This window comes from Streptomyces sp. AHA2 (genome assembly GCF_036857595.1).
GTDB lineage: Bacteria > Actinomycetota > Actinomycetes > Streptomycetales > Streptomycetaceae > Streptomyces.
In genome coordinates, this window is the sequence record NZ_JAUQWJ010000019.1 from 24,847 (window position 1) to 49,613 (window position 24,767).

25 protein-coding genes and 1 riboswitch are annotated in these 24,767 nt (G+C 73.6%); of the genes, 14 read left to right on the forward strand and 11 right to left on the reverse strand.

Annotated features, from left to right (window positions below; genetic code table 11):
• Positions 1-123: 123 nt before the first annotated feature.
• The 8 genes from Q5694_RS28100 (at position 124) to Q5694_RS28135 (ending at position 9,515) form a co-directional block, all read left to right on the forward strand.
• Positions 124-1,653 carry a S8 family peptidase gene (locus tag Q5694_RS28100; RefSeq protein ID WP_333936216.1) on the forward strand — a complete coding sequence of 510 codons (1,530 nt, stop codon included), beginning with the start codon at positions 124-126 and terminating at the stop codon, positions 1,651-1,653.
• Positions 1,654-1,719: 66 nt separating this feature from the next.
• Entirely contained in the window at positions 1,720-3,240 is a 1,521-nt protein-coding gene (locus tag Q5694_RS28105; protein ID WP_333936217.1) for a S8 family peptidase, read from the forward strand.
• 180 nt (positions 3,241-3,420) lie between these two features.
• Positions 3,421-4,440, forward strand: a complete 1,020-nt coding sequence (locus tag Q5694_RS28110) for a CopD family protein (protein ID WP_333936218.1) — start codon at positions 3,421-3,423, stop codon at positions 4,438-4,440.
• Between the two features lie 239 nt (positions 4,441-4,679).
• Positions 4,680-5,672 carry a DEDDh family exonuclease gene (locus Q5694_RS28115; RefSeq protein ID WP_333936219.1) on the forward strand — a complete coding sequence of 331 codons (993 nt, stop codon included), beginning with the start codon at positions 4,680-4,682 and terminating at the stop codon, positions 5,670-5,672.
• A 101-nt stretch (positions 5,673-5,773) separates the two neighbouring features.
• On the forward strand, positions 5,774-6,007 hold the full coding sequence (locus Q5694_RS28120) for a hypothetical protein (RefSeq protein WP_003989324.1): 234 nt from the start codon (positions 5,774-5,776) through the stop codon (positions 6,005-6,007).
• Between the two features lie 49 nt (positions 6,008-6,056).
• Positions 6,057-6,854 (forward strand): SURF1 family cytochrome oxidase biogenesis protein, encoded by a 798-nt coding sequence (locus Q5694_RS28125; protein ID WP_333936220.1) that lies wholly within the window; start codon positions 6,057-6,059, stop codon positions 6,852-6,854.
• 107 nt (positions 6,855-6,961) lie between these two features.
• A complete protein-coding gene (locus tag Q5694_RS28130) occupies positions 6,962-8,755 on the forward strand; it encodes a glycoside hydrolase family 15 protein (RefSeq protein WP_333936221.1) in 1,794 nt (597 codons plus the stop codon).
• Between the two features lie 4 nt (positions 8,756-8,759).
• Positions 8,760-9,515 carry an SDR family oxidoreductase gene (locus Q5694_RS28135; protein ID WP_333936222.1) on the forward strand — a complete coding sequence of 252 codons (756 nt, stop codon included), beginning with the start codon at positions 8,760-8,762 and terminating at the stop codon, positions 9,513-9,515.
• 24 nt (positions 9,516-9,539) lie between these two features.
• Here the strand turns inward: Q5694_RS28135 and amaP are convergent, their stop codons facing one another.
• From amaP to Q5694_RS28160, 5 genes are read right to left on the reverse strand one after another with little or no spacing between them, the layout of a single operon-like run.
• The gene (amaP, locus tag Q5694_RS28140; RefSeq protein ID WP_333936223.1) at positions 9,540-10,127 is read right to left on the reverse strand and encodes an alkaline shock response membrane anchor protein AmaP; all 588 of its coding nucleotides are present in this window, start codon (positions 10,125-10,127) and stop codon (positions 9,540-9,542) included.
• Entirely contained in the window at positions 10,124-10,810 is a 687-nt protein-coding gene (locus Q5694_RS28145) for a DUF6286 domain-containing protein (protein ID WP_333936224.1), read from the reverse strand. Before Q5694_RS28145 ends, amaP begins: the two co-directional genes overlap by 4 nt.
• A complete protein-coding gene (locus Q5694_RS28150) occupies positions 10,807-11,190 on the reverse strand; it encodes a hypothetical protein (RefSeq protein WP_333936225.1) in 384 nt (127 codons plus the stop codon). The genes Q5694_RS28145 and Q5694_RS28150 overlap by 4 nt, the downstream gene beginning before the upstream one ends.
• Positions 11,187-11,369 carry a hypothetical protein gene (locus tag Q5694_RS28155; protein WP_333936226.1) on the reverse strand — a complete coding sequence of 61 codons (183 nt, stop codon included), beginning with the start codon at positions 11,367-11,369 and terminating at the stop codon, positions 11,187-11,189. Before Q5694_RS28155 ends, Q5694_RS28150 begins: the two co-directional genes overlap by 4 nt.
• A gap of 49 nt (positions 11,370-11,418) precedes the next feature.
• The gene (locus Q5694_RS28160) at positions 11,419-11,895 is read right to left on the reverse strand and encodes an Asp23/Gls24 family envelope stress response protein (RefSeq protein ID WP_333936227.1); all 477 of its coding nucleotides are present in this window, start codon (positions 11,893-11,895) and stop codon (positions 11,419-11,421) included.
• Between the two features lie 88 nt (positions 11,896-11,983).
• On the opposite strand from Q5694_RS28160, the gene Q5694_RS28165 reads away from it, so the two are divergent.
• The gene (locus tag Q5694_RS28165; protein ID WP_333936229.1) at positions 11,984-12,703 is read left to right on the forward strand and encodes a nucleopolyhedrovirus P10 family protein; all 720 of its coding nucleotides are present in this window, start codon (positions 11,984-11,986) and stop codon (positions 12,701-12,703) included.
• Positions 12,704-12,728: 25 nt separating this feature from the next.
• Here Q5694_RS28165 and Q5694_RS28170 read toward each other — a convergent pair whose 3' ends face one another.
• The 3 genes from Q5694_RS28170 to Q5694_RS28180 form a co-directional block, all read right to left on the reverse strand.
• The gene (locus Q5694_RS28170) at positions 12,729-13,532 is read right to left on the reverse strand and encodes an enoyl-CoA hydratase/isomerase family protein (protein WP_333936230.1); all 804 of its coding nucleotides are present in this window, start codon (positions 13,530-13,532) and stop codon (positions 12,729-12,731) included.
• A 149-nt stretch (positions 13,533-13,681) separates the two neighbouring features.
• Positions 13,682-13,900, reverse strand: coding sequence for a helix-turn-helix domain-containing protein (locus Q5694_RS28175; RefSeq protein WP_010037790.1), 219 nt, complete (start codon positions 13,898-13,900; stop codon positions 13,682-13,684).
• A 352-nt stretch (positions 13,901-14,252) separates the two neighbouring features.
• Entirely contained in the window at positions 14,253-15,851 is a 1,599-nt protein-coding gene (locus Q5694_RS28180; RefSeq protein ID WP_333936232.1) for an ABC-F family ATP-binding cassette domain-containing protein, read from the reverse strand.
• A 233-nt stretch (positions 15,852-16,084) separates the two neighbouring features.
• On the opposite strand from Q5694_RS28180, the gene Q5694_RS28185 reads away from it, so the two are divergent.
• Entirely contained in the window at positions 16,085-16,498 is a 414-nt protein-coding gene (locus Q5694_RS28185) for a VOC family protein (RefSeq protein ID WP_333936233.1), read from the forward strand.
• On the opposite strand, the gene Q5694_RS28190 is transcribed toward Q5694_RS28185, so the two are convergent.
• From Q5694_RS28190 to Q5694_RS28200, 3 genes are all read right to left on the reverse strand, one after another.
• Positions 16,495-17,895, reverse strand: coding sequence for a hypothetical protein (locus tag Q5694_RS28190; protein ID WP_333936234.1), 1,401 nt, complete (start codon positions 17,893-17,895; stop codon positions 16,495-16,497). The genes Q5694_RS28185 and Q5694_RS28190 overlap by 4 nt on opposite strands.
• Before the next feature lie 241 nt (positions 17,896-18,136).
• Positions 18,137-19,264 (reverse strand): alpha/beta hydrolase family protein, encoded by a 1,128-nt coding sequence (locus tag Q5694_RS28195; protein WP_333936235.1) that lies wholly within the window; start codon positions 19,262-19,264, stop codon positions 18,137-18,139.
• Positions 19,265-19,337: 73 nt separating this feature from the next.
• A complete protein-coding gene (locus Q5694_RS28200) occupies positions 19,338-20,066 on the reverse strand; it encodes a class II aldolase/adducin family protein (protein WP_333936236.1) in 729 nt (242 codons plus the stop codon).
• Positions 20,067-20,378: 312 nt separating this feature from the next.
• On the opposite strand from Q5694_RS28200, the gene Q5694_RS28205 reads away from it, so the two are divergent.
• From Q5694_RS28205 to Q5694_RS28220, 4 genes are all read left to right on the forward strand, one after another.
• Entirely contained in the window at positions 20,379-21,623 is a 1,245-nt protein-coding gene (locus tag Q5694_RS28205) for an inorganic phosphate transporter (RefSeq protein ID WP_333936237.1), read from the forward strand.
• Between the two features lie 33 nt (positions 21,624-21,656).
• Complete coding sequence (locus Q5694_RS28210; protein WP_333936238.1) at positions 21,657-21,878, forward strand: hypothetical protein; 222 nt, start codon at positions 21,657-21,659, stop codon at positions 21,876-21,878.
• Between the two features lie 126 nt (positions 21,879-22,004).
• Positions 22,005-22,142, forward strand: a riboswitch (cobalamin riboswitch).
• 101 nt (positions 22,143-22,243) lie between these two features.
• On the forward strand, positions 22,244-23,197 hold the full coding sequence (locus Q5694_RS28215) for a cobalamin biosynthesis protein (protein ID WP_333936239.1): 954 nt from the start codon (positions 22,244-22,246) through the stop codon (positions 23,195-23,197).
• A 2-nt stretch (positions 23,198-23,199) separates the two neighbouring features.
• Positions 23,200-24,708, forward strand: coding sequence for a cobyric acid synthase (locus Q5694_RS28220; RefSeq protein ID WP_333936240.1), 1,509 nt, complete (start codon positions 23,200-23,202; stop codon positions 24,706-24,708).
• Positions 24,709-24,767 lie beyond the last annotated feature (59 nt).

Consider the following 24,767-nt stretch of genomic DNA (forward strand, 5'->3'; position numbering starts at 1 on the left):
GACAAAACGTTGCTGGCCAGCGAGAGGCCGGGATAGCTTCGCCCTGCACCACCCCGTCATGTACCTGCCCGAGCACCACCTGTGCCTCGGGCCGGTTTCGTTTCCGGAGGATGTGGAGACCCCATGTCTCACTTGCGTTCCAGACGCCGGCTCGCTCTCGCCGTGCCGGTCGTGCTGTCGCTGACGGCCTCGCTGGGCTTCCTGCCCGCCGCCGCGTCCGCGGCCCCGCAGGCGGAGCGAGCCACCCGGACGGCGGATGCGCCGACACTGGCGTACGTCGTCAACACCAAGGTGGACCGGCACACGATCGCCTCGGTGAAGAAGGCGATCGGCAAGGCCGGCGGCTCGATCGTGGCCGCGTACGAGCGGATCGGCGTCATCGTCGTCCACTCCTCGGACGCCGGCTTCGCCGAGAGCATCCGCGCGGTGCGCGGCGTGCAGTCGGCCGGGGCCACCCGCACCGCGCCCCTGTCGGCCGCGGGGACCACGGACGAGGGCGCGGTCGAGTACCTGAGCGCCGCTCAGGCGGAGCGCACCCGGGCCGCCTCGGCGCAGACGCCCGAGAGCGAGCCCCTCGAGGCGGACCAGTGGGACCTGCGCGCGATAGGCGCCGACAAGGCCGCGAAGATCAACCCCGGCAGCCGCAAGGTGACCGTCGCGGTGATCGACACCGGCGTGGACGACACCCACCCGGACATCGCCCCGAACTTCTCCCCCGGCCAGTCCGCCAACTGCGCGGGTGGCAAGGCCGATACCACCGAGGGCGCCTGGCGGCCGTACACGCCCGAGGACTACCACGGCACGCATGTCGCCGGTGAGATAGCCGCCGCCCGCAACGGCGTCGGCGTCGCGGGCGTCGCGCCCGGCGTGAAGGTGTCCAGCATCAACGTGACCGACCGGGCCAGCGGTCTCTTCTACCCGGAGAGCGTCGTCTGCGCGTTCGTGTTCGCCGCCGACCACGGCGTGGAGATCACGAACAACAGCTACTACGTCGACCCGTGGCTGTACAACTGCATGCAGGACCCGGACCAGCGGGCCGTCGTCGACGCGGTCAACCGGGCCCAGCTGTACGCCCAGAAGAAGGGCACGCTGAACGTCGCCTCCGCGGGCAACTCCAACCACGACCTGGACGCCGACGCGATCGTCGACACCACCAGCCCGAACGACACCACGCCCGTCGAGCGGACCATCGACCCGCACGAGTGCTTCGACATCCCGACCCAGCTGCCGGGCGTCGTCACCGTCAGCGCGACCGGCGTCGACAACCTCAAGTCGTACTACTCGACGTACGGCAAGGGCGTCGTGGACGTCGCGGCGCCGGGCGGTGACCGCCGGTACCAGATCCCGGACACGCCCTCGAAGGACGGCCGGATCCTGTCCACCCTGCCGAACGGCGCGTACGGCTTCCTGCAGGGCACCTCGATGGCCTCGCCGCACGTCGCCGGCGTCGCCGCGCTGCTGAAGTCGAAGCACCCGTGGGCCCCGCCGGCGGTGCTGCAGGCGCTGCTGAAGGCACAGGCCGACCGCACCGCCTGCCCGGAGTCCTACGACCAGGACGGCAACGGCACCCAGGACGCGGTGTGCGAGGGCGGCCCGGCCGTCAACGGCTTCTACGGCCACGGCATCGTCAACGCGCTCCGCGCGGTCAAGTGACGGCGCCGCTCGCGCTTCGGAACCATCCGCACCATCAGCTCGTACCGTGAACGAACTGGAGACACCATGACCGCGCCGCACGCGCGTTACCGCCGCGCCGTCGCCATCCCGGCCGGGATGGCCATGGCCACGGCCCTCGCCTTCCTGCCGAACACCGCCGCCACGGCCGCCGAGGACGCCCCCGCTGCCGTCTCGGCCGACGCGACCGCGCTGAGCTACGTCGTCAACGTCAAGCCCGGCCACGGCACTTCGGCGTCCGTGAAGAAGGCCGTCGCCAAGGCCGGCGGCACGATCGTGACGTCCTACGACCAGATAGGCGTCATCGTCGTCCACTCCTCGAACCCGGACTTCGCCAAGACGATCCGCACGGTGCGCGGCGTGCAGTCGGCCGGAGCCACCCGCACCGCGCCGCTGCCCTCGGCCACGACGGGCGACCTGGGCTCGCCGAAGGTGCTGAGCGCGGCCGAGGTCGCGAGCGCCGAGGCGGCGGACGGGCAGGACCCGCTGCAGGGCCTGCAGTGGGACCTGCCCGCCATCAAGGCGGACAAGGCGCACGAGAAGTCGCTGGGCAGCAAGAAGGTCACGGTCGCCGTGATCGACACCGGCGTGGACGACACCCACCCCGACATCGCGCCCAACTTCGACCGCGAGGCGTCGGTCAACTGCGTGTCGGGCAAGCCGGACACGGCCGACGGCGCCTGGCGGCCGAGCGCCGCGGAGAGCCCCCACGGCACGCACGTCGCCGGTGAGATAGCCGCGGCCAAGAACGGCATCGGCATGACCGGTGTGGCACCCGGCGTGAAGGTGTCCGGCATCAAGGTGTCCAACCCGGACGGCTTCTTCTACACGGAGGCCGTGGTCTGCGGCTTCGTGTGGGCGGCTGAGCACGGGGTCGACGTGACGAACAACAGCTATTACACCGACCCCTGGTACTTCAACTGCAAGAACGACCCGGACCAGAAGGCCCTCGTCGAGGCCGTCACGCGCGCCTCGCGGTACGCGGAGAAGAAGGGCGCGGTCAACGTCGCGGCGGCCGGCAACGAGAACTACGACCTGGCCTCCGACGAGATCACCGACCCGTCGTCCCCGAACGACACCACCCCGGGCGACCGGGTCGTCGACCCGTCCGAGTGCCTGGACATCCCGACCCAGCTGCCGGGTGTGGTCACGGTCGCCTCGACCGGCGCCAAGGGCCTGAAGTCGTCCTTCTCCAACTACGGCCGGGGCGTCATCGACATCGCCGCCCCCGGCGGTGACTCGACGGCCTACCAGAAGCCGGAGCCGCCGGCCACGAGCGGCCTCATCCTGGGCACGCTGCCGGGCGGCAAGTGGGGCTACATGGCCGGTACGTCGATGGCGTCGCCGCACGTCGCGGGTGTCGCCGCCCTCATCAAGTCGACGCACCCGTACGCCCCGCCGGCCCTGGTGAAGGCCCTGCTGTACGCGGAGGCCGACGCCAAGGCGTGCACGGACCCGTACGACATCGACGCCGACGGCAAGGTCGACGCGGTGTGCGAGGGCCCGAAGAACCGCAACGGCTTCTACGGCTGGGGCGTCGCCGACGCGCTGGACGCGGTGACCAAGTAGGGCACGGGCCGGGTGGACCGCACACGGCCCACCCGGCCTCACCGCCCGGCCTCACCACCCGGCCTCACCACCCGGCCTCACCACCCGGCCTCACCACCCGGCCCGCCGCACGGCCCGCCGTCCGGCTGTGTCCCACCGGCGGACTTGCCCCGTCCTGCGGAGGTTGGTGAGGATCCTGGGATGACGTCGACGAGACCCGTCCCCGGTGCCGTGCCCGGAACGCGCCCGCGTGAGCGGCACACCGGCACCGGCCGGGCCGTCGCGCTCCTGGCCTTGGTGGTGCTGGGCGCGCTGATCCCGCTGCTCGGGCCGTCGGCCGCGCTGCACGGCACCGGGGAGGCACGGCCGCCCGGCGCCGGGGGCACGGCCCTGCTGCGCACGGTGCTGTTCGCGGCGCTGTGCATACCCGTCGGCGAACTGTTCGTGAACCGGCTGGCCCGTGGGCTGCCGGACGCGGGCGCCGCCGGTGCACCGGCCGTGCCCCGCAGCTGGTCCCCCGCGGCGTGCACCGCCGGTTTCGCCGCCGCCCTCGCACTCGCCTGCGTCGTCGCCAACGGCAATCTCGTACCGGGCGCCCTGTCGGACATCGACCCGGGCGGCCTCCATGCCACCCGGGACGGCGCCCTCGCCCTGGTGGAGGTCAACGCCTTCCTCGTGGCGGGCCTGTGCGCCCTCTCCCGGCGCCCCGTCACGCAGGTCGTGCCCCTGGCGGCCGTGGTCGTCGCCGAGGCGCTGCGCGCGCACCCCACGACCGAGCAAGGCCCGCTGACCGGTACCGGGCTGACCCTCGTCCACCTGACCTGCGCGGCGCTGTGGACGGGTGGTCTGCTGCACGCGCTGCGCACCGTGCGGTTGCGGCCCGGCGGGGCGGGCGCCGCGCTGCTGGGCCGCTACGCGCGCGTGGCGCTCGTGCTGCTGGCCGCCATCACCGCGACGGGCGTGTGCAGTTCGCTGCGCCGGATGCCGCCCGGGACGGTGCCGGAGCAGCTGACGGACACCGCGTACGGCCGTGTCCTGCTCGCCAAGGTGGTCCTCGTGGCCGTGGCGGCCGTGCTCGCCCTGTGGGCCCGCAGGCGCTTGCACCGGGCCGCCGACCCGCTGTCGGCCTGCGTACCGGCCCGGGCGGAGGTCGCCGCGCTGGGCCTGGCGGTGGCCGTGTCGGGTCTGCTGACGGCGCTCCCGGTGCCCATCCGCTGGTGACGGACCCGTACCCCTCGGCGTCCTGTTGGTGATCTCCGCCAACCCCCGGCCGGACAAAGTGCCCATAGAGCCTCTGACGGTTGTGGACACCGGTGCGTGCGGTGCGCGGCTGACCGTCGATCAGACGTACGCCCCGCGAACGGACGGGCCGGACAGGCCGCCTGAGGGGCCGTCGGAGGCGCCGAGCCGGCACACCTGGCGGACGGCGGTGTCAGTCGCGGCCCGTATCCTCGTGAACCATGCTGGATGACCTGACGACCGCCCTGTTCTCCGCCACGGCGTGGCCGGCCGCATATCCGCAGGGATACGCGGTCGTTGACGTGGAGACCACGGGCCTGGCCCGGGACGACCGCATCATCTCCGCGGCCGTCTACCGGCTGGACGCCCGCGGCGAGGTCGAGGACCACTGGTACACGACGGTCAACCCCGAGCGCGATCCCGGACCCGTCTGGATCCACGGCCTCACGAGCGAGGCGCTGGAGGGCTCTCCCCTCTTCGCGGACATCGCCGAGGAGTTCACGGCCCGGCTGACGGGGCGGGTGCTCGTCGCGCACAACGCCGTCTTCGACTGGCAGATGATCGCCCGGGAGTACGCCCGCGCCGAGCGCGAGGCCCCGGTGCGGCAGCGGCTGTGCACCATCGCCCTGTCCAAGGAGCTGGGCCTGCCGCTGCCCAACCACAAGCTGGAGTCGCTCGCCGCGCACTTCGGTGTCGTCCAGCAGCGGGCGCACCACGCGCTGGACGACGCGCGGGTGCTGGCGGAGGCGTTCCGCCCGAGCCTGCGGGCCGCCGCGGCGCGCGGCGTCCGCCTGCCGCTGCACGAGTGCCGGCCGCTGACGGAGTGGACCGACCGGCCCGTCACGCCCCGCATCGGGCGGCAGGCGGGCCACGGCGGCTACCGGCAGGGCGGCTGGCGCCCCGCCCGCAAGCGCCCCGCCTGCCCCTACCCCAACCCCGGGCGCTACGAGCCGGGCGGCCGCCTCAAGCAGGGCATGCGGGTCGCCTTCTCCGGCGACACCTCCACCGAGCGGGAGCTGCTGGAGGACCGCGCGACGGAGGCGGGGCTGCACGTGGCCACGAGCCTGTCCCGGCTCACCAGCCTGCTCGTCACGAACGATCCGGACTCGGGCACGTCCAAGGTGGTCAAGGCCCGGCAGTTCGGCACGCCGGTGGTGGACGAGGCGGCCTTCGGGCAGCTCCTCGCGGACGTGGAACCGGCGCATCGGGAGTGAGCGCGCCCGTGCGCCGGCCCGACCGTACGGACGGGTGATTGCCGGGCGACTCGCCCGGCTGCCGCTCGCCCGCACGGGGACGACGGCTCACCCTGTGGCGCATGGCGACCTGTGAGGTTTGTGGCAATCAGTACGGAATGACCTTCGAGGTGCACGCGCAGGGCGCGGTGCACGTCTTCGACTGCTTCGCCTGCGCGATCCACCGCATGGCCCCCATCTGCGAGCACTGCCGGGTGCAGATCATCGGCCAGGGCGTCGACGTCGACGGCCACTGGTACTGCGGCGCCCACTGCGCCCGGGCGGAGGGAAAGGTGGGAATTGTCGACAAGGTGTGAACCGGTACCCGCCTGATTGCACCCCACGACCGAGTTGTACGGTCGTGGGGTGTACCGCTTCCTGATGTCCCGGCAGTGGGTGATCCTCGTGCTGGTCGCCCTGCTCCTCATCCCCACGATGATCCGGCTGGGCATATGGCAGATGCACCGCTACGAGGAGCGGACCGCCCGCAACCGGCTGGTCGCCGACGCCCTGGCGGCGAAGCCGGTGCCCGTGGAGTCGCTGACCGGGCCGGGGCACACCGTCACCAGCGCCGAGCGCTACCGCACCGTGACCGCCGAGGGCCGCTTCGACGCCGAGGACGAGGTCGTGGTGCGCCGCCGCACCAACTCCGACGACGAGGTCGGCTACCACGTGCTGACCCCGTTCGTCCTCGACGACGGCAAGGTGCTGCTGGTCAACCGGGGCTGGATCCCGGGCGACCGCAAGAGCCAGACCACGTACCCGAAGGTGCCGGCCCCGCCCGGCGGTGAGCTGACCGTTCGGGGGCGGCTGATGCCGAGCGAGACGACCGAGGCGAGCGGGATCAAGAACCTCGAGGGCCTGCCGGACCGGCAGATTATGCTGATCAACAGTGAGCAGCAGGCGCAGCGCCTGAAGGCCGAGGTGCTCGGCGGATACATCGCGCAGACGGCTCCCGAGCCAGCGGGCGACAGCCCCGAACTGCTGGGCGACCCGGGCAAGGAGGACGCCGCGCTGAACTACGCGTACGCCGTCCAGTGGTGGCTGTTCGCCGCCGCCGTCCCGGTCGGACTGGTCGTCCTGGCCCGCCGGGAGGCCCGTGACCGGCAGCAGGCGGCGGCGAAGGAGACGGCGTCCGGCGGGACCGAACCGGCGGCGGTCTGACCTCACCCGGCTTCTCCCGGTGGCGGTGTCCCCGCCGCCGGGGCACGTACCGGCTCCGCGGGCCTCTGCCCTGATTGCGGCGGCGACTTGCCGGGAACCCGCACTGCGTGCACCCCCGAATCGAGGACTACGCGCTCATCGGCGACGAGCAGACCGCGGCCCTGGTCTCCACGGACGGATCCGTGGACTGGCTGTGCCTGCCCCGTTTCGACTCCGCCGCCTGCTTCGCCAGACTGCTCGGCGACGAGGACAACGGTCACTGGCGCATCGCCCCCGTCGGGGCCGACCGCTGCACCCGGCGCGCCTACCGCCACGACACCCTCGTCCTGGACACCGAGTGGGAGGTCGAGCAGGGCGCGGTGCGGGTCACCGACCTGATGCCGCAGCGCGACCAGGCTCCCGACCTCGTCCGGATCGTCGAGGGCCTCGAGGGCGAGGTGACCGTGCACAGCGTCCTGAAGCTGCGCTTCGACTACGGCTCGATCGTCCCCTGGGTGCGCCGGTCCGACGGCCACCACATCGCCGTGGCGGGCCCCGACTCGGCCTGGCTGCGCAGCGAGCCGGAGGTCCACAGCTGGGGCGAGGACTTCGCCACGCACGCCGAGTTCACGGTCAGGAAGGGCGAGAAGGTGGCGTTCGTCCTGACCTGGCACCCCTCCCACGAGCCGCGCCCGGCGCTGGTCGACCCCTACGAGTCCCTGCGCCACAGCGTCGACGACTGGCGGTCCTGGGTCGCGCACTGCCGCTACGACGGACCGTACCGCGACGAGGTGGTGCGCTCCCTGATCACCCTCAAGGCGCTCACCTACGCCCCGACCGGCGGCATCGTCGCCGCCGCCACGACCTCCCTGCCCGAGGAACCGGGCGGGGTGCGCAACTGGGACTACCGCTACTGCTGGCTGCGTGACGCCACCCTCACCCTCAACGCCCTGCTCGCCGCGGGTTACCAGGAGGAGGCCGAGGCCTGGCGCAACTGGCTGCTGCGCGCGGTCGCGGGCGACCCGGCCGACCTGCAGATCATGTACGGCGTGGCGGGCGAGCGGCGGCTGCCCGAGTTCGAGCTGCCCTGGCTGTCCGGCTTCGACGGGTCCGCGCCCGTGCGCATCGGCAACGACGCCGTGAACCAGCTCCAGCTGGACGTCTACGGCGAGGTCATGGACTCGCTGTCGCTGGCCCGCGAGTCGGGACTGTCGCCGCAGCCCGACGTGTGGGCGCTGCAACGGGCCCTGATGGACTTCCTGCGCACCCACTGGCGGCAGCCGGACGAGGGCCTGTGGGAGGTGCGCGGCGGCAGGCGCCAGTTCGTGCACTCGAAGGTCATGGTGTGGGTGGCCGCCGACCGGGCCGTGCGCACCCTTCAGTCGCATCCGGAGCTGGACGGCGACCTGGACGGCTGGCGGGCGCTGCGCGAGGAGGTGCACCGCGAGGTCTGCGAGAAGGGCTACGACCCCGAGCGCAACACCTTCACGCAGTCCTACGGCTCGCGGGAGCTGGACGCCGCCCTGCTGCTCATCCCGCGCGTCGGTTTCCTGCCGCCGGACGATCCGCGGGTGATCGGCACCATCGACGCGGTCCGCGAGGAGCTGGAGCACGGCGGCCTGCTGCGCCGCTACAGCACCACCCCGTCGCAGCTGACGGACGTCGACGGGCTGCCGGGCAGCGAGGGCACCTTCCTGGTGTGCTCCTTCTGGCTGGCGGACGCCCTGCACATGACGGGCCGGACGAAGGAGGCCCGGGAGCTGTTCGAGCGGCTGGCGGGTCTGGCCAACGACGTCGGTCTGCTGTCCGAGGAGTACGACCCGGTGGCCGGCCGGCAGCTCGGCAACGTCCCGCAGGCGTTCAGCCACATCGGCCTGGTGCACACCGCCCTCGCCCTGTTCGGGGAGCACGGGGCAGGATAGGGCCATGGATCTTGGACTGAAAGACCGGGTGTACGTCGTCACCGGGGCCACGCGCGGCCTGGGTCACGCCTCCGCGCGCGAGCTGGTCGCGGACGGGGCGAGGGTGGTCGTCTCGGGGCGGGACGAGGAGAACGTCGCCCAGGCGGCGGCCGCGCTGGGACCCGACGCGGTGGGGGTGGCCGTCGACAACGCCGACCCGCAGGCGGCGGAGCGGCTGATCGGAGCGGCCCGCGAGCACTTCGGCCGCTTCGACGGCGTACTGATCAGCGTCGGCGGGCCGCCGGCCGGCTTCGTCGCGGACAACACCGACGAGCAGTGGCAGGCGGCGTTCGAGTCGGTGTTCCTCGGCGCGGTGCGGCTGGCCCGCGCCGCGGCGGCCCAACTGGACGCCGGGGGCGTCGTCGGGTTCGTGCTCTCCGGATCGGTGTACGAACCGATCCCGGGCCTGACCATCTCCAACGGGCTGCGCCCCGGGCTGGCCGGGTTCGCCAAGTCGCTGTCGCAGGAGCTCGGGCCGCGGGGCGTGCGGGTGGTCGGAGTGCTGCCCGGGCGGATCGACACGGACCGGGTGCGTGAGCTGGACGCCATGTCGGCGGACCCGGAGGCCACCCGCGCGGCCTCGGAGTCGAGGATCCCGCTGCGGCGCTACGGGACGCCCGAGGAGTTCGGCCGGGTGGCCGCGTTCCTGCTGTCCCCGGCGGCGTCCTACCTGACGGGGGTCATGGTCCCCGTCGACGGCGGCGCGCGGCACGGGTTCTGAGCCGCCCGTCGTCCCGGTCCGGTCTCAACTGACCCGTTCCGCCCCGTGCTTGATGCCTCGCAGCCGCACCTCGGCGGGCAGCGACTCCAGGCCCGCCGAGGCCCTGGCGTGGGTCAGGGGACCGGCGGTGAAGTCGTGCAGCGCCGTCCCGGGGTCCACGTGCGGCTCCAGGGCGAGCCGCACCCGGGCCTCGGGAGCGCTGTGGCGGCCCGTCAGGCGGGCCCGGGCCCGGTCCACGCCGTCGATGTGGGCGGCCTCCTGGGTGAGGGCGTCCTCCACGGCCCGGCCGCGCAGCAGGGCGCCCTCGCCGTCGCCGGTGTCGACCAGGACCTCGGTGAGGCGGCGCCTGCGCAGCACCGCGACCAGCCACCACAGGGCGAGCAGCAGCAGGACGGCCAGTGCGGCGATGACGACGGGCCACCACCAGCTCTCGTCCTGCCAGCGGCTGCGCTCGGCGTCGCTCAGCAGCACGTCGTGCCGGTCGTCGTGGATCCACCACGAGGGCACGGGCGCGCCGAGGCCGACGGCCAGGACGGAGCCGCCCAGCACCAGCAGCACCAGGCCCACCAGTGCGAGGAACACGCGGTCGACGATCCTGAGCACCGCTCTCACCCCTTCCGGCCGGGCCGCCGCACGCGCACCTTCAGCGTGGGCGGGTGGGCCAGTCCCAGTCCGCCGACCGCGTCGGTGAGCACGTCGTCCAGGTCGGTTCGTACGTCGTCCAGTTCACGGAAGTGCGACTCGGCGCGCACGCCCGCCCGGCGCCGGCGCACCCTGACCCGGGCCGACTGCACCCCGGGCACCTCCATGGCGCGGTCGCGCAGGGCGGTCGCCGCGGCGTCGCGGTGCAGCCCGGCGCGTACGTCGGGGTGGGTGCGCCGCATCGGGAGCACGGAGCGCAGGCCGGGGGTGCAGCCGAGGACCAGCAGCCAGAGCCCCAGGACGGCCGCCACCCCGGCTCCGACGAGGACCCAGGTGTCGTCCAGGGGCCGTTCGGCCAGTTGGTCGGCCAGTTCGCGGCGCCAGTACATGCCGGGCCGGCCGGCGCGCACGGAGACGATGTCGTAGAGGAACAGCCCGGCCAGGCCCAGCAGGAGCAGGGCGAGGATGCCCGCGGGGACGCGGCGCGTGGACCAGAAACGGCCGGCGCGGCCGGTCTTCCCCCCGGGGGCGGGCTGCTGCGGCTCGTTGCCGGGCCGCGCCCCTTCGGGGCCGGGGCCGGTCTCCTGCGTCTCGAGGACCGGCAGGCGTTGCGTGCCGTCCTGCGACGGCTCGGTGCCACGGGGTTCGCTCATCGCGTCCTCCCCTGTGCCGCACCGAAGGCGGGGGCCAGGTGCAGCCGCTCGACGTGGACGACGACCTCGGGCACCTCCATGCCGACCAGGCCGCCCACCCGCTCGACGACGTGCCGGCGTACACGGCGGCAGCGGTCGCCGATGTCGCACGGGTAGTCGAGTTCGACGTGCACCCGGACGTGGGCGACGTCGTGGTGCACCACCACGGTGGCGGAGGGCGCCCCGGCGGACGGCGGCAGGGTCCCGACGGCCTCGCGGGCAGCCTGGGAGGCCACCTTCGCGACGACCCGGTCGGCGATCCGGGTCGCGCCGCGCTCCCCCGGCGGGACGACGGCCAGGGGTCGTTCGAGTTCACCGGCCCCCGTGCTCACCGGCGTCACCGCCGCCGTTCACGGGTGCGGAAGAAGTCGCCGAACTCCATGTCCCCGTCCAGGAACCGGCCGACGACGAAGCCGACGGCGCCCAGTGCCGCCACCAGCAGGAAGGCACCGAATCCGCCGAAATACCCGGCGAACGCCAGTGCCATGCCGGCGATCATGCCGGCCACGGCCATGCTCATGCGCTCCTCAGCTCCTCAGCCTCTGTGTGGGTGTCCGCGGACCGGCGCCTCACTGAATCCGGCGTTCCGGCTCTTCCTCCTCCTCGTCGGGCAGCTTCACGTCGCTCACCGCGATGTTGACCTCGACGACCTCCAGGCCCGTCATCCGCTCGACGGCGGTGATGACGTTCTCCCGCACATCGCGGGCGACATCGGCGATCGACGCGCCGTACTCGACGACGATCTCCAGGTCGAGGGCCGCCTGCACCTCACCGACCTCGGCCTTGACGCCGCGGGTCACGCCCGACTTCTGGCCGCCGGGCACGCGGTCGCGCACGGCGCCGAACGTGCGGGACAGGCCGCTGCCCATGGCGTGCACGCCGTCCACGTCCCGGGCGGCGAGACCCGCGATCTTCTCCACGACGCCGTCGGCGATGGTGGTCCGGCCCCGGGAACCCGGGTCGCCACCGCCGCGCTTGGCCAGCGGGCTCCTGCGTGCCGCCGCCGTCTCGCTCTCCCCGCCCCGGTTCTCCGTCATGTCTGCCATCGCCGTACGTCCTTTTCGGTCGTCGTCCTGGGACCCACGGTAAGCATGGTTACGCGATTGCGCGCCTCTGATGCGGCAGTCTGGAGGAATGACGGCGGATCGCTGGACGCAGGCAGTGAGACATCAGCTGGGCATCGGCAGGCTGCTGCCCCTGGGTGACGCGCGGGACGGTGCGTGGATCGCACAGCGAGCGGCCGAGGGGGTGCTGGCGGGCGCGGTGCGGGAGGTCGCGGACGTGCGCCTGGGCACGCTGCGGATCGCACTGGCCGATCCCGGGGACACCGAGGAGCCCTCGGTGCCGGCCCCGCCGAGCGCGCTGCCCTTCGGGCCCCTCCGGGTGACGGCGGAGTTCGCGGCCACGGCTGGGCGGCCGCTGCCGGCGACGGCGGCGCTGCTGCGTCGGACGCTGGCCACGGCGGCGGCGCAACGGCTCGGCCTGACCGTGTCGGACGTGGACCTGCGGGTGACGGGTCTGCTGGAGGAGGACGCCGCGGAGCAGCCGGCCGGCGAGGAGCCCGGCCTGCCGCCGGAGGCGCAGGCCGAGGACGGCGACGCGGGCGTCGCGGCCGCCGCCGCGCGGGCGGTTCCGGGAGTGGCGCGGCTGACCGGCACGCTGGGCCGGCCGGTGCACGTGGAAGAGGTCGCGGGCGAGGCCGGGGCCGCGCTGACGCACCGCCACGTCCGGCTGGAGGTGGCGGTGTCGGCGGACCACCGCGGCCGGGACGTGGCGCGCGCGGTCCGCGAGGCGGTCGGCGCGGCCCTGCCGGACCGGCCGACGGTGGCGGTGGTGGTGAGCGCGGTCGGCTGACCGCGCTCCCGGCCCGGCCCGGGTCTCAGTCGCCGACGCCCGCGAGGTCCCGCAGCCGGCGCGCCTGTGCCTGACGCTCCGCGCCGCGCTGCTCCTCGTAGGTGCGGTCCTGGGCGCCGCGCAGCAGGGCCTTGGTCTCGACGACGGCGTCCCGGGGTGCGGCCAGGAGGGCCGCGGTGAGGTCGCGCACGGTGTCGTCGAGCTGGCCGGCGGGCACGGCCACGTTGGCCAGCCCGGTGCTCACGGCCTCGTCGGCCGTGACGAAGCGCCCGGTCACGCAGATCTCCAGCGCGCGGGCGTATCCGACGAGGCCCACCAGGGGGTGCGTGCCCGTGAGGTCGGGCACGAGTCCGAGGCTGGTCTCGCGCATGGCGAACTGCACGTCGTCGGCGACGACGCGCAGGTCACAGGCCAGGGCGAGCTGGAAACCCGCCCCGATGGCATGCCCCTGGACAGCGGCGACGGAGACGATGTCGCTGCGCCGCCACCAGGTGAACGCCTCCTGGTACTCGGCGATGGTCGCGTCCAGCTCGGCGTCGGAGCCGCGTGCGAGGTCGATGAACGACGGCTCGCCGTCGAAGCCCTCCGGCGTGAACGCCTGCCGGTCGAGCCCGGCCGAGAAGGACTTGCCCTCGGCCCGCAGCACCACGACGCGGACGGAGCCCGGCAGTTGCCGGCCGGCTTCGGTCAGCGCCCGCCACAGAGCGGGGCTCTGCGCGTTGCGCTTGTCCGGGTTGGCCAGCGTCACCGTGGCGATCGCGTCGTCCACGGTGAGCCGTACGCCGTCCTTGTCGAGTACGGGAACGAGGTCCTGGTCGGGCGAAGCCATGGGACGCCTCCGATGTGTGCGGTCGCCTTCCGTGCCGCCCGACGGTTGTCCGCCGAGGCGCGGCACGCTCAAGTGACTGCACAGTAACCACCCGGCCGGTCAGTGGGACGACCGGGTGGCCACCATCGAAGCCGTGGGGCCACCCGGGGTCAGGCCGTGGCCTTCTTGCCCCGGGTCGCCCCGCCACGCCCACGCAGCGTGACGCCCGACTCACTGAGCATGCGGTGCACAAAGCCATACGAGCGGCCGGTCTCCTCGGCCAACGCCCGGATGCTCGCACCGGCGTCGTACTTCTTCTTCAGGTCTGCCGCGAGCTTGTCGCGCGCGGCGCCGGTCACCCGGCTGCCCTTCTTCAGAGTCTCGGCCACCCGTGCCTCCTCAAGGAAGTGCGCTCTGGTCTCCTCATGATCACCCCTCCGGGCGCCGATGGCCACCCATTCGGCAAGGTCCGTGAGACAAGGTTGTGACGACGGGAGCGCGTCCCCACATCCGGAATCGACGATTCCGAAGGGCGCCGTTCGCAGGGCCGACCGCGCCCCGGCGGGAAACACCAGGTCAGAAAGGCGGCGCGGTCGAGCCCCGCAGGATCGGGGACTCGACCGCGAAATCGATGTAGGACACACCTCGGTACGAGGAGATCTCACACAGATGATGGATCACCGTTGGGCCGAATGATCCATACGCCGTTGATCACGTCTTCGGCGGGGCGGCACCGGCAGGTCAGGCCAGGGCGACGAGATCCGCGTAGTCGGCGCCCCACAGGTCCTCGACGCCGTCCGGCAGCAGGATGATGCGCTCCGGCTGGAGCGCCTCGACGGCGCCCTCGTCGTGCGTGACCAGGACGACGGCGCCCTTGTAGGTGCGCAGCGCCCCGAGGATCTCCTCGCGGCTGGCGGGGTCGAGGTTGTTGGTCGGCTCGTCGAGGAGCAGCACGTTCGCCGAGGAGACCACGAGGGTGGCGAGGGCGAGGCGGGTCTTCTCACCACCGGAGAGGACCCCGGCCGGCTTGTCGACGTCGTCGCCGGAGAACAGGAACGAGCCGAGCACCTTGCGGACCTCGACCAGGTCCATGTCGGGCGCGGCCGAGCGCATGTTCTCCAGGACCGTGCGGTCCGGGTCGAGGGTCTCGTGCTCCTGGGCGTAGTACCCGAGCTTCAGACCGTGCCCGGGGACGACCATGCCCGTGTCGGGCTGCTCGACGCCGCCGAGCAGCCGCAGCAGGGTGGTCTTGCCGGCGCCGTTGAGGCCGAGGATGACCACACGGCTGCCCTTGTCGATGGCCAGGTCGACGTCGGTGAAGATCTCCAGCGAGCCGTACGACTTCGACAGGCCCTCGGCCATCAGCGGGGTCTTGCCGCAGGGCGCGGGCTCGGGGAAGCGGAGCTTGGCGACCTTGTCGGACTGGCGCACCGCCTCGAGGCCGGAGAGCAGCTTGTCGGCGCGGCGGGCCATGTTCTGCGCGGCGACCGTCTTGGTGGCCTTGGCGCGCATCTTGTCGGCCTGCGAGTGCAGGGCGGCGGCCTTCTTCTCGGCGTTGGCGCGCTCGCGCTTGCGGCGCTTCTCGTCGGCCTCGCGCTGCTGCTGGTAGAGCTTCCAGCCCATGTTGTAGACGTCGATCTGGGCGCGGTTGGCGTCCAGGTAGAACACCTTGTTGACGACCGTCTCGACCAGGTCGACGTCGTGGGAGATCACGATGAAGCCGCCGCGGTAGGTCCTGAGGTAGTCGCGCAGCCAGATGATCGAGTCGGCGTCGAGGTGGTTGGTCGGCTCGTCGAGCAGCAGCGTGTCCGCGTCGGAGAAGAGGATGCGGGCCAGCTCGATGCGGCGGCGCTGACCGCCGGAGAGCGTGTGCAGGGGCTGGCCGAGCACCCGGTCGGGCAGGTTGAGCGCGGCGGCGATGGTGGCGGCCTCGGCCTCGGCGGCGTACCCGCCCTTGGTGAGGAACTCCGTCTCCTGGCGCTCGTACTGCTTCATCGCCTTCTCGCGGGTGGCGCCCTTGCCGTTGGCGATGCGCTGTTCGTTGTCGCGCATCTTGCGGATCAGGACGTCGAGGCCGCGGGCCGACAGGATGCGGTCGCGCGCCAGGACGTCGAGGTCGCCGGTGCGCGGGTCCTGCGGCAGGTAGCCGACCTCGCCGGAGCGGGTGATGGTGCCGCCGGCGGGCTGTGCCTCGCCGGCCAGGCATTTGGTGAGGGTGGTCTTCCCCGCGCCGTTGCGGCCGACCAGGCCGATGCGGTCGCCCTTGGCGACCCGGAACGTGGCGTTCTCGATGAGGACACGGGCACCGGCGCGCAGCTCGATACCGGAGGCGGAGATCACGGACAGACTCCAGGGCGGATACGGGGGCGGGATGGGCGGCTGAGGACGTTCCCGCCGTCTAATGCGCGAGGAGAAAGGCCATGACGACAGTCTAACGGGGCGGTGCAACCACTTTTTCTGCGTGCGGGTGTTCGCTTCGTCTCGCCGGGTCGGCGGCGGTGCCCGGTGCCAGACTGGACAGCGGGTCCGGATCACCGAGGATCGCGGCGACCGCGCACGAGGGAGTGATCGGCATGGCAGGCACGTCCGGCGGGCGCCCGAGCATCTACCCGACGCTGCTGTACCGGGACGCGAAGGCGGCGATCCGCCAGCTCACCGAGGCCCTCGGCTTCACGGAGCTGTCCGTGTACGAGGGCGAGGACGGCGCGGTGCTGCACGCCGAGCTGGTGCAGGGCAACGGCGCGGTGATGATCGGCACGCGCGGCACCGGCGGCGTCTTCGACCGGGCCATGAAGGGGGCCGGCGCGGCGGGCGTGTACGTGGTGGTGGACGACGTGGACGCGCACCACCGCCGCGCCGTGGAGCACGGCGTGGAGGTCCTGATGCCCCCGACGGACCAGGACTACGGCTCCCGGGACTACATGGCCCGGGACGCCGAGGGCAACGTGTGGAGCTTCGGCACCTACGCGCCGGAGACGGGGGGCTAGCTGCCGCCGGTGTGGACCTGGAACGCGGCCCGGCGCACGGCCTTGGCCAGGGCCGGGTCGGGGTGGGCCGCGGCCAGGGCGACGAGCACCTGCACGGTGCGCGGGTGCCCCACGGCGCGCACCTCGTCCAGCAGCATCGGGACGGTCGGCTGCACGGCGGACTCCAGGTGGCGCACCAGCAGCGGGGCCTCGCCGTGGTCGGCGACGGCGGCGGCGGTGTCCACCCACAGCCAGGTCGCCTCCTCGCGGGTGAGGACCTCGTGGGCGTCCTCCGGATCGGCCCCGTCGTGCTCGGCCAGCCACAGCAGCGCGTACGGCCTGAGCGTGGGCTCGTCCAGCACGGCGCGGACGTCCGGCTCGGCCGGGGCGCCGACGACCCGCAGCGCCTCGAAGGCCAGGCCGCGCAGCAGGGCGTCCTCGCCGCGGGCGGCGGCCAGCAGCTCGGTGACGGCGCCGCCGACGGTCCGGGCCGCGAGCCAGGCGCGGTACTCGGCGCGGGCGGCGTTGGGGCGAAGCTGGGCACAGCCGCGCAGCATGTCCTCGGCGGACTGCTCGATGTTCCCGGCGGGGCTCTGTGCGGCCACGCAGATCTGCTCCAGCTTGACCCAGACGGCCCAGCTGCCGAGCGGGGTGAGCGTGGCCTGGCCGTCGCCGTAGGTGAGGGCGCCGACGGAGGCCAGGGCGCGCAGGGCCCAGTCGAGCAGGGGGGCGAGCGGGGCGTCGGCGGGCGCGGGCTCGGCCGGCGGTTCCGGCCGGGGGCCGTAGGGGATCTCGCAGCGGGCCGTGCGCAGCTCGGTGACGCGCTGCTCCAGCAGGTCGAGGAGCTGCTCCACGGGGACCGGGCCGGCGGACAACTGGAGGAACGTGAGCGTCTGCGGCATGGCCGAGACGACCTCGGCGACGGCGGCGGGCTCGTGACCCTCGGGCTCCGGGTAGGCGAGCGACCAGGCGTCGAAGAGGGCGACCCAGCCGCGCAGCACGGCGCTGTCGTCGCGGTCCCAGGCGCGCAGCCGCCAGCCGGGGCGGGCGCTGTCGCCGTGGACCTCGACGAGTCCGGCGAGGCGGGCGGTGTCCCAGTCGGCCCGGACCTGATCGGGGGTCAGGCCGAGGTCGCGGGCGGCCCGTTCGGCGGTCGCGTCGGAGAGGGTGGCCTTGCCGTCGGCGGTGGCGCCGTCGCGGCCGGGACCGAGCGCGGCGTCGGCCCAGCGGGCGACGCGGGCCGCGTCGGCCAGGCCCAGGCGTGCCATTCTGGCCAGCTCCGCCGGGGCCGGGGTGCCCTCCGGGGGGCGCGGTGCGGGTCGGCGCGAGCGCCGCTGATTCATCGCTCGGGGGGCGGCGGCCAGGGGTCGCGGGCGGACGAGTCGAAGCCTGGAGTCGCGCGGGATACGGGACGTCACGGGTGCAGTCTTCCGGTTGACGGTCCGAAAACCCAAACGGAATGTCACCGCGGGCGACGAGGATGGCCAAGGCACCGGCTCCCCGGAGTGCTCGCGGGCCGGGAACGGGCCAGTGGTACGGCACTAAACGGAATCCTTACGACCGGTCGGCCGGGAGGGGAACGGAAGCCCGTTGCGGCGGGGTGGGCGGACCGTGAACGGCAGGTGCCGGGGAACGGTCGCGGACAGGAGGCGGGGCGGCTCACATGAGCGGGGTCAGGAAGCGCCGCAGGGCCTCCTCGTAGCCCTTGGGGTCGGCGTTCCACATGGCTCCGTGGGAGGCGTGGGCGACCGTGTGCAGCGCGACGGTGTCCGGGCGGGACTCGGCGAGCCGGCGGGAGAGCCGCCAGGGCGCCACGGCGTCGTCCGGTCCGTGCAGGAGGAGGGCCGGCACGCTCAGCGCGTCGGACGGGGGCGCGTCCGCGACACGGTCGCCGTAGAGGCCGGTGCGGCCCCGGGCGGCGCGGACCGCCAGGGGCAGCAGGGCGCTCGGGGTGCGGCGGGCCGAGGCCAGGGCGCGCAGGGTGGTCTCCCAGTCGAGCACCGGGGAGTCCAGGACGAGCCCGGAGACGTAGTCGCGCAGGCTCGAGCGTGCGGAGGCGCGCAGGGCCATGGTGGCGCCGGTGGACCAGCCGTGCAGGACGACCTGCCGGGCTCCCTGGCGCACGGCGTGGCGGATGGCCGCGTCCAGGTCGCGCCACTCGGTCTCGCCCAGGTGGCTCAGGCCGTCGGGCGAGCGGGGCGCGCCGACGTCACCGCGGTAGGCCGGGGCGAGCACCGGGAAGTGGTGGCGGTTGAGGAACGCCATGATGTTCAGGGCGAGTTCCCGGGTGGTGCCCAGTCCGTGCACGGTGATCACCCAGGTGTCCCGGGCGCCGGGGACGAACCAGGCGGGCAGGGGGCCGAGTTCACCGATGATGTCGACGTCCTCGTGGGCCAGGCCCAGGGCGGTGCGGGGGGTGCCGACGTGGACGTTCGGGGTCAGCCACGCCTTGTCGCCGCGCTGGAAGGTGCCGTGGGTGACGGCCTCCAGGCGGCGCACGACGGTGTCGGCGGTGGGTGAGGCGCCTTCCAGGACGGGGCCGACGATCGCGTGGGAGCCGTCTCCGGCCAGGCCGTAGCGGCCGGGCCGCAGGGCGGCGAGGTCCCGGGTGAGGCTGATCTGCCCGGCTGCCGTGCCGTGCACGGTCAGCCGGGGCTCGGTGGGCAGGGGCCGGCCCGGTGGCGCCTTCAGCGCGGCGTCGCTGGCGAACCGGCCGGCGGCCACCGCGGCGGCACCGGCACCTAGGACGGCGGTGACGGCAGCGGCCGTCGCTTTGACAGTGCGCACCGCTCCAGTGTCCTGGCCGGGCCGCCGCGCGACCAGTGGGAGGGGGCCGCGGGGTGATGCGCCGCCGCGCGGGTCAGCCGCGTTGGCCGTACCCGCGCAGGCGCTCCTCCACCTCGGTCAACTGCCGCCGGGACAGCAGGCTCGGGCTCAGGCCGGGCACGGAGGCGGCGGTGAGCCAGACGCGGCACATCCACTCCAGTTGGGCCGTGCGGTCGTAGGCCTGGTCGAGGGTGGTGCCGTGGGTGACGGTGCCGTGGTTCTGCAGCAGGCACCCGGAGCGGCCGTCGAGGGCGCGGAGCATGTGCGCGGCGAGTTCGTCGGTGCCGTAGGTGGCGTAGGGGGCGACCCGGACGGGTCCGCCGAGGGCGGCGGCCATGTAGTGGATCAGCGGGAGCTCGGGGACGAGCGTGGAGACGGCCGTGGCGTGGACGGCGTGGGTGTGGACGACGGCCCGGGCGCCGGTGGACCGGTAGACCGCGAGGTGCATGGGCAGTTCGCTGGTCGGGACGAGGGTGCCGAGGACCTGCCGTCCGTCGAGGGTGACACCGGTCACGTCGCCGGGGGCCAGCCGGTCGTAGGGGACGCCGGAGGGGGTGACCAGGACGGTGTCGCCGACACGCACCGAGACGTTGCCCGAGGTGCCCACGACGAGCCCGTCGGCCACCGTCCGGCGGGCCGTGGCGACGAGGTCCTCCCAGGCGAGCGCCTCCTCGGGCGTCGCACCCCTGGCCTGCGCCTCCGCCGCGGCCCGTCCGCCGCCGTCCCGCCCGCCGTCCCGTGTGCCGCCTCGCTGCTCAGCCATGCGGCGATCCTGCCAGTCCGGTGCGCGGCGCGGGATGCCGCGGGGCGGGCTCCCCGCCTTCCGCGGTGATCACCCCTCGTGGAGGGGCCGTCACTGCGCGTCGGATACCCTGCCTGCGGGCTGCCGCGGTCACTCGATCGGCTGAAGCGGCTCGCGCGAGGGATCCGGTCGCCGGAGCGCGGGGACCCTGACAGCAGGGCGGAACGGCAACCCTTGTTTGTGGACACTCCCACGCCCCTCCCAGTTCATCTTCCGTTCACTCGGGTTACCTACGTTCGTCCAGCCAACGACCTCGAACGATTGCCTGGGTAAATGGAAAGCTTCTCGCTGATCCTCGCGATTGTGGTAGTAACCGCACTCGCGTTCGATTTCACGAACGGTTTCCACGACACCGCGAACGCGATGGCCACGACCATTTCCACGGGCGCCATGAAGCCCAAGGTCGCGGTGGCCATGTCCGCCGTCCTCAACCTGGTCGGCGCCTTCCTGTCCGTGGAAGTCGCCAACACGATCTCCAAAGGCCTCGTCGACGAGGCCGGCATCCGGCCCGAGGTCATCTTCGCCGCCCTGGTCGGCGCCATCCTCTGGAACCTGCTGACGTGGCTGGTCGGTCTGCCGTCCAGCTCCTCGCACGCCCTGATGGGCGGCCTGATCGGCGCCACGATCGCCTCGGCGGGCGCCGGCGCGGTGCACGGCGACGTGCTGGTCACCAAGGTGCTGATCCCGGCGATCGCCGCCCCCCTGGTCGCGGGCATCGCGGCGTTGCTCGCCACGCGGCTGACGTACTCCCTCGGCAAGAAGGCCGACGGCAAGGCCTCCGCCAAGGGCTACCGGGCCGGCCAGATCGCCTCCGCGGGCCTGGTCTCCCTGGCGCACGGCACCAACGACGCGCAGAAGACCATGGGCATCATCACCCTCGCCCTGGTCGCCGGCGGCACCCTCGCCCCGGACTCCGACCCGCCCATGTGGGTCATCCTCTCCGCGGGCGTCGCGATCGCCCTGGGCACCTACCTGGGCGGCTGGCGCATCATCCGCACGATGGGCAAGGGCCTGACCGACCTCCAGCCGCAGCAGGGCTTCGCCGCCCAGACCAGCGCGGCCACGGTCATCCTGGCCTCCTCGCACCTCGGCTTCTCCCTGTCCACCACCCACTCCGTCTCCGGCGCCGTGATGGGCGCGGGCCTCGGCCGCAAGGGCGGTGTGGTGCGCTGGTCGACGGCGACGCGGATGTTCGTCGCGTGGGGCCTGACGCTCCCGGCCGCGGCTCTGGTGGGCGCGCTCGCCGAGTACGTCACGGGCTTCGGCGACTGGGGCACCGCCGTGGTGGCCGTCTTCCTGGTCGTCTCCAGCGCGGCCATCTGGAAGATCTCCCGGCGTGAGGTCGTCGACCACACCAACGTCAACGACACCGACGAGGCGGAGCCGGCCGGCGTGGTGACCACGGCGATGGCCGCGGTGACGCCGCCGCCGGCGGGCCAGATCGCCGAGGAACCGGTCCCGGCGTTCCCCGCCCAGGCCACCTCCGAGCGGACCGCCTCCACGACCACCACGGTCTGATCCGGCCACCGGCAACAAGGAAGAGTCACCGATATGAAGATCGACTGGGCGGCCCTCGGTTCCGTCTTCGGCGTCAGCCTCGTGGTCACCGTGGCCCTGGTGGGCCTGTTCACCCTCGGCATCACCGGCCTGTCCCGCCAGGAGCGGGCGGCCGCCGAGGGCGGCTCCGCCGGCCTCGCCGTCACCGGCGCCTACGCCTGCTTCGCCGCGTGCGCGGCGGCCGTGGGCTACGGCATCTACCTGATCATGGCCTGACGGCACAACCGCGCGCGACCGCCGGGCGGCACGGGACGTGAGGTCCCGTGCCGCCCGGCACGCGTGTGACCGGCGGGATGTGGGGTTCTGCACACTCTCCCCGCGCAGGTCAACGGCAAGTTGACGGTTGTTCGCGGCCGTGGTGGACTGCCGGGGCCAATACGGCGGCAGGAGAGGAAGCCGGTGCGAGTCCGGCGCGGTCCCGCCACTGTCACCGGGGCGGACGCCCCGGAAGCCAGGAACTCTCACCGCCGGTCTCTTCGAACCAGGGCGTGGACACCCTGAGTGAGGACATATCGCCATGCGCGGCTGCCGACCGAGGCCCGACACCCCTTCTCCGACGTCCCCTTCGGCCGGCTGAGCCGATGGGTGCCGGTCGCGTCTTCGCGTACGGCGCCGCCGCCGGCCTGATCGGTGACCTGCTGCTCGGCGATCCCCGCCGGGGGCACCCGGTCGCCGCGTTCGGGCGGGCCGCGGGCGCCGTGGAACGGCTGCTGTGGCGGGACCACCGCGGGTGGGGCGCGCTGCACACCGCCGTGTGCGCCGGCGGAGCCGTCGCACTCGGGTCCGCCGCCGCGCGCAACGTACGGAGATCCGCCGTCGCCTCCACCGCCCTGACCGGCGCCGCCGTCTGGGCCGTGGTCGGGGGGACGTCGCTGGCGCGGGAGGCCGCGGCCGTCGGACAGGCCCTGGAGGCCGGGGACGTCGAGGCCGCCCGGGCCCGGCTGCCGCACCTGTGCGGACGGGACCCTCAGGCCCTCGACGCCGACGGCATCGCCCGGGCCGTGGTCGAGTCCGTCGCCGAGAACACCTCCGACGCGGTGGTGGGGGCCCTGGTCTGGGGAGCCGTCGGCGGGGTGCCGGGGCTGCTCGGGTTCCGGGCCGTCAACACCCTGGACGCCATGGTCGGGCACAAGTCGCCCCGTTACCGGCGCTACGGCTGGGCCTCGGCCCGGCTGGACGACCTCGCAGGGTGGCCGGGTGCCCGCCTGACCGCCGCGCTCGCCGCCCTGGCCGGACCCGATCCGCGCGGGGCCGTACGGGCCTGGCGCGCGGACGCGGGGCTGCATCCGAGCCCCAACGCCGGCCCCGTGGAGGCCTCGTTCGCCGGGGCGCTCGGGGTGCGGCTGGGCGGGACGCTCTCCTACGGCGGGCGGGTGGAGCACCGGCCCGTGCTGAACTCGGCGGGGCGTGCCGTCGTCACGGACGACGTGGAACGGGCCGTGCGGCTGTCGCGGCGGGTGACCTGGCTCGCGCTCGGGGTGTGCGCCGGTGCCCGGCTGCTGACCGGCGCGCGGCACTCCAAGAGGGGGAAGTGAACATGAGCGGTGGCCTTCTCGTGGCCGGCACCACCTCCGACGCCGGCAAGAGCGTCGTGACGGCGGGCATCTGCCGGTGGCTGGTACGCCAGGGCGTCAAGGTGGCGCCCTTCAAGGCGCAGAACATGTCGCTCAACTCCTTCGTGACGCGGGAGGGCGCGGAGATCGGGCGGGCCCAGGCCATGCAGGCGCAGGCCTGCCGGATCGAGCCCGCCGCGCTGATGAACCCGGTGCTCCTCAAGCCCGGCGGCGAGCAGAGCAGCCAGGTCGTGCTGCTGGGCAAGCCGGTCGGGGAGATGAGCGCCCGCGGGTACCACGGCGGGCGGCAGCAGCGGCTGCTCGGGACGGTGCTGGACTGCCTGGAGCAGTTGCGGGGCACGTATGACGCGGTGATCTGCGAGGGGGCCGGTTCGCCCGCCGAGATCAACCTGCGGCGGACCGACATCGTCAACATGGGCATCGCGCGCAACGCCGGACTGCCCGTGCTCGTCGTCGGCGACATCGACCGGGGCGGCGTCTTCGCCTCGTTCTTCGGGACGGTGGCGCTGCTGTCCCCCGAGGACCAGGAGTGCGTCGCCGGGTACCTGGTCAACAAGTTCCGCGGGGACGTCTCCCTGCTGGAGCCCGGGCTGGAGATGCTGGAGGGCCTGACCGGGCGCCGGACGTACGGCGTGCTGCCGTTCCGGCACGGGCTGGGCATCGACGAGGAGGACGGGCTGCGGGTCTCGCTGCGCGGGGCCGTGCGGGAGTCGGCCGTCGCGCCGCCCGTCGGCGAGGACGTGCTGCGCGTCGCGGTGTGCGCCGTGCCGCTGATGTCCAACTTCACCGACGTCGACGCCCTGGCCGCCGAACCGGGCGTGGTGGTGCGGTTCGTGGACCGGCCGGAGGAGCTGGCCGACGCCGACCTGGTCGTCGTGCCCGGCACCCGCGGGACGGTCCGCGCACTGGAGTGGCTGCGCGAGCGGGGGCTCGCCGACGCGCTGGCCCGCAGGGCCGCCGAGCAGCGGCCCGTCCTCGGTGTCTGCGGCGGCTTCCAGATCCTCGGCGAGCACATCGAGGACGACGTCGAGAGCCGGCGCGGCACGGTCGACGGGCTCGGACTGCTGCCCGTGCGGGTGCGGTTCGCCCGCGAGAAGACCCTCACCCGGCCGGCCGGCGAGGCCCTCGGGGAGCACGTCGAGGGCTACGAGATCCACCACGGGGTCGCCGACGTGCGGGGCGGCACGCCCTTCCTGGACGGCTGCCGGGTCGGCCAGACCTGGGGCACGCACTGGCACGGCTCGCTGGAGTCGGACGGTTTCCGCCGGGCCTTCCTGCGCGAGGTCGCCGCCGCCGCGGGCCGGCGCTTCGTGCCGGCGCCGGACACCTCGTTCGCCGCGCTGCGCGAGGAGCAGCTCGACCGGCTCGGCGACCTGATCGAACAGCACGCGGACACCGACGCGTTGTGGCGGCTCGTCGAGTCCGGCCCGCCGAAGGGCCTGCCCTTCGTCCCGCCGGGAGCACCCGCGTGAGCGCCGCGCCCCGGGCCCCCCGGGCCACCCACCCCGAACGTACAAGCACTCTGGAGGGC

Bases quoted from the DNA above. Each gene is read 5' to 3' on its own strand.
- Q5694_RS28100 (WP_333936216.1), top strand. From the start codon at position 124: ATGTCTCACTTGCGTTCCAGACGCCGGCTCGCTCTCGCCGTGCCGGTC.
- Q5694_RS28105 (WP_333936217.1), top strand. From the start codon at position 1,720: ATGACCGCGCCGCACGCGCGTTACCGCCGCGCCGTCGCCATCCCGGCC.
- Q5694_RS28110 (WP_333936218.1), top strand. From the start codon at position 3,421: ATGACGTCGACGAGACCCGTCCCCGGTGCCGTGCCCGGAACGCGCCCG.
- Q5694_RS28115 (WP_333936219.1), top strand. From the start codon at position 4,680: ATGCTGGATGACCTGACGACCGCCCTGTTCTCCGCCACGGCGTGGCCG.
- Q5694_RS28120 (WP_003989324.1), top strand. From the start codon at position 5,774: ATGGCGACCTGTGAGGTTTGTGGCAATCAGTACGGAATGACCTTCGAG.
- Q5694_RS28135 (WP_333936222.1), top strand. From the start codon at position 8,760: ATGGATCTTGGACTGAAAGACCGGGTGTACGTCGTCACCGGGGCCACG.
- Q5694_RS28145 (WP_333936224.1), bottom strand. From the start codon at position 10,810: ATGAGCGAACCCCGTGGCACCGAGCCGTCGCAGGACGGCACGCAACGC.
- Q5694_RS28155 (WP_333936226.1), bottom strand. From the start codon at position 11,369: ATGAGCATGGCCGTGGCCGGCATGATCGCCGGCATGGCACTGGCGTTC.
- Q5694_RS28160 (WP_333936227.1), bottom strand. From the start codon at position 11,895: ATGGCAGACATGACGGAGAACCGGGGCGGGGAGAGCGAGACGGCGGCG.
- Q5694_RS28165 (WP_333936229.1), top strand. From the start codon at position 11,984: ATGACGGCGGATCGCTGGACGCAGGCAGTGAGACATCAGCTGGGCATC.
- Q5694_RS28170 (WP_333936230.1), bottom strand. From the start codon at position 13,532: ATGGCTTCGCCCGACCAGGACCTCGTTCCCGTACTCGACAAGGACGGC.
- Q5694_RS28185 (WP_333936233.1), top strand. From the start codon at position 16,085: ATGGCAGGCACGTCCGGCGGGCGCCCGAGCATCTACCCGACGCTGCTG.
- Q5694_RS28200 (WP_333936236.1), bottom strand. From the start codon at position 20,066: ATGGCTGAGCAGCGAGGCGGCACACGGGACGGCGGGCGGGACGGCGGC.
- Q5694_RS28205 (WP_333936237.1), top strand. From the start codon at position 20,379: ATGGAAAGCTTCTCGCTGATCCTCGCGATTGTGGTAGTAACCGCACTC.
- Q5694_RS28210 (WP_333936238.1), top strand. From the start codon at position 21,657: ATGAAGATCGACTGGGCGGCCCTCGGTTCCGTCTTCGGCGTCAGCCTC.
- Q5694_RS28215 (WP_333936239.1), top strand. From the start codon at position 22,244: ATGGGTGCCGGTCGCGTCTTCGCGTACGGCGCCGCCGCCGGCCTGATC.
- Q5694_RS28220 (WP_333936240.1), top strand. From the start codon at position 23,200: ATGAGCGGTGGCCTTCTCGTGGCCGGCACCACCTCCGACGCCGGCAAG.